This window comes from Sulfitobacter aestuarii (genome assembly GCF_042685005.1).
In the GTDB taxonomy this organism is placed as follows: domain Bacteria; phylum Pseudomonadota; class Alphaproteobacteria; order Rhodobacterales; family Rhodobacteraceae; genus Sulfitobacter; species Sulfitobacter aestuarii.
In genome coordinates, this window is the sequence record NZ_JBHUMP010000052.1 from 1 (window position 1) to 3,146 (window position 3,146).

The window sequence follows — 3,146 nt, forward strand, 5'->3', positions numbered from 1 at the left end:
TCCAGTCCAACAATCAATAGGGTCCAATGAACCCATCATGATGACAGACGGAAGGTGGCAGGCAGGAAACGCTTACGAAGGACCGGGCGCAGGCTGATCTTCTTATTGAAGTCCTAAGCGAGGAAAGGCCTGCTGAACTTGCCGATGCATACGAGGATGCGATGGGGCGCGGACCAGCCTGGCGCAACAGGATATCAGCTTCGCTGAACCTGATGCCTCAGGCGCGCAAGCGGATCGACGACATCACCTGATGTAGCGATTGGGCGACCAACACGATTTGTGGACACCTCTAGATATTTTTGTAGATTCGTATCATTGTATCATGAGCGCCCCCGGAGGCCCTATAAATGAAGGTTTTGACCGTTTTCATGTCCAAAGTGTCAATCGACACGCAAGCTTGGGTCTGATGCAGGTTTGGTGCAACTTCGACCTCTCTCGATTCAGGACGCTTGAACGAGCCGTGCTTTGAGCAGATCGAAGTTCGTTCTGCCATACATCTAGCGCTTGAGGGTCTTAAGACGGTTAATCTGTCCTTCGGTCTGCCCGTTCGACCAAGGTTCCCGCAGCGCTGCAGCGACTGCGGCTTGATCACGCCGTAGCCCACGCGCGAAGGCACCGGACAACCCGTTCTCCGCTTCATTCCGCCATCCTTCCAGCCCGTCTTCGCGAGCATTGCGTACCATGTCCGTAAACCGGTCGGTCAGCCTGCGGGGGGTGGCCAAGGCTGGCAACGCGGCCTCGATCCTTGCAACCTGGATGGCCTCCGACCTGCACAGATGATCCCGACCCAAGGTCAGGAGGTCGGCAATCTTGCGCGCGGGCGGCGATTCTTCTGTGCCTGATGGCGCAGCCCGCTCGTCGCGGCGCTGGCGCGTGGCCCATTCCCCGACGACGGAGGCTGCCTTGGAAACCATCGGCTCGCTGTCGGCGCCAAATTTCGGTGCCGTTCCGGCAACCGCCCGCCCATTCCCGCTCAAGCCGCGGCAACCAAGGGGTTAGACTGCGTTCACGGATGCGGAAAACATCCTCGCGTTCCCTGCGCAAAATTTGACGGACGAACTGGCGGCTGAGTCCTGTCTGGCGAACGAACCGCCGGATCGGCAGGTCATCATTAGCCATTTGACGAACCATCCGGTTGGTTTGCTGGCGGCGCAGATAGCTCTCGTATTGTAGCTTTTCAGCGGCCGTCAGCAGCTTTGGTTCCAGGGTTGTTACTCCGATCGCTTTGCCGAGGGCAGGCATGTTTCGCTGTACGGCGGCCGGGAAAGCCGTGCTCTCGTTTTCTCACAGGTGGCAGCGGTCGGTAATCTGAACCGCCTTTGGCAAGCCCCGTGAGACAGCACCGGTGACGCCGTCGGCAACCTCTCCCAAAGCCTGCCGAAATATAACGCCTGACACGTTGGAACTGGGGCTGGGACTCCAGTCTGGGGCGCATCGCGCGCCCTTGATAAACATTGGCAAATGCCCATTTACTCGGCAATCTATTGGAGCACCAAAGGGATGAGCAATCGACATGAGCGTTCAGAAACAATCCGTTAGCTTCACCGATACCGCCTACACCTTTGCCAAGGAACTGGTCGAGGCGGGGGAGTATCCCAACATGAGCGCCGCGGTTTCGGGAGAATTGGCAAAAGCCAAGGCGGAGCGCGAGCGTGAAAGGGCCGTGCTCGACGCGGAAGTGGAACGGCGCCTGTCGTTGCCCCTTGATCGGTGGGAACCCGTCGGAGAGGCCTCCAGTGTCACAGCCGGTGCGCGGACACACCTGGCCGCATTGACCCGCAAGACCTGATGCGTTTCGTTCGGCATCCGTTCTTTGAACGGAATCTCATCGGCATCGTTGATCACATTGTCGAAGTCACCGATGGCGACGCAGCGGCAGCTCTGCGTAGATTGGACGAAATCGACTTACTGCTGGAAGCGATCGTCGAAAACCCGACCTCTGGCGTCCGCCTTGAAGGAAAGCTCGATGGCTGGATGGTGCGTCATGGTGGGGTCAGACATCGCCTGACAATCGTATTCAAACCCGATATTGAAGCGGCGACCGTCTACCTTGCCCTGGCGGCTCTTGGTGGGCGGAATTGGATGAAACTTGCAGCGAACCGACAGAATTTCTCAGGGTATGAATGATACCGGGCGAGGACATCATCTCAGGGTGATTTACCCCGGACTGAAGTCCCAGCCCTGACACGGAACAAGCCGTCAACATTTACCGTCAGGGGCTGGGCTCCTGAACCCTACTATTGTTGGGCTCGATCTCGCCAGAAAGGGTTTCCAGGTCCATGTCGCCGCTACGGCTCTAGATCAGCACCATCGACAGCGCGATCAGCGCATAGATGAAACCGATGGCCGTGCCGGATATCAGAGCCTGTGATAGCACCATGTCAGGCCCGACCTTCGAGGCCGCGGGCTTCGGCCTCGGTGGCGGCGGGTATCTTCATTTCGAATGTTTCGTTGATGACCGCGTAATCATGGTAGCCCATTCTGCCGATCGGCCGGATTTTCGGGATGTCGATCTTGCCATCCGGCGTCAGAACCTCGTCCTTGATGTGAATCCGCGCCACGCGTGCGAAGATGATGTCGATGGTGGCAACCGTCGAGTTCGCTGGGAGTCGGTGTGTCGTGATATATTCGCATTCAAAATGACATGGGCTTTCGGCTACACGGGGCACGGCACAATCGACCGAGTCCATTTTGGTCACACCGGCGCTGTCGAATTCATCTTGTTCGAACGGCGAGTACATCGCGGATTTGTTCACCGCCTCGCGTAGATCCCAGGTTGCCATATTCCAAACGAACCAACCTGTTTCCTCGATATTCCTGACGGTATCCTTCCGTTCGCCCTGAATGTTCTGGTTCGCCGAAAACATCACCATCGGGGGGTCGAAGGTCAGATTCTGCCACTGGCTGTAGGGGGCCAGATTCGCAATGCCGGATTTGCTGAGCGACGAAATCCAGCCAATGGGGCGCGGTACCGTACAGCTTTTAAACGGTGAGAACTCCAGAGGACATTTTTCCGAAAGCGGAGAATAGTGCATTTTTTCATACCTTTGTCTGTGGTGACCATGTTCTTGCTTTAGACCCCATGATCGCCGTGTGAGCTGACTGGCTCGGCGGCCTCTCCCGCGGCATTCTCCGTTCGAGGGTTG

Annotated in this window: 3 protein-coding genes and 1 pseudogene; 2 read left to right on the top strand and 2 right to left on the bottom strand. The window is 57.4% G+C overall.

Annotated features, from left to right (window positions below; translation table 11 throughout):
- Window positions 1-497: 497 nt before the first annotated feature.
- Window positions 498-1,353: pseudogene (locus ACFSUD_RS19660) on the bottom strand (ISL3 family transposase); the annotation flags it as partial.
- 160 nt (window positions 1,354-1,513) lie between these two features.
- Between ACFSUD_RS19660 and ACFSUD_RS19445 the strand changes: the two are divergent.
- Together ACFSUD_RS19445 and ACFSUD_RS19450 are read left to right on the top strand one after the other, a co-directional pair.
- Entirely contained in the window at window positions 1,514-1,789 is a 276-nt protein-coding gene (locus ACFSUD_RS19445) for a hypothetical protein (RefSeq protein ID WP_386376158.1), read from the top strand.
- Window positions 1,789-2,127 (top strand): type II toxin-antitoxin system RelE/ParE family toxin, encoded by a 339-nt coding sequence (locus ACFSUD_RS19450; RefSeq protein WP_386376159.1) that lies wholly within the window; start codon window positions 1,789-1,791, stop codon window positions 2,125-2,127. The genes ACFSUD_RS19445 and ACFSUD_RS19450 overlap by 1 nt, the downstream gene beginning before the upstream one ends.
- Before the next feature lie 254 nt (window positions 2,128-2,381).
- Here ACFSUD_RS19450 and ACFSUD_RS19455 read toward each other — a convergent pair whose 3' ends face one another.
- Window positions 2,382-3,035, bottom strand: coding sequence for a flavin reductase family protein (locus ACFSUD_RS19455; protein WP_386376160.1), 654 nt, complete (start codon window positions 3,033-3,035; stop codon window positions 2,382-2,384).
- Between the last annotated feature and the right edge of the window lie 111 nt (window positions 3,036-3,146).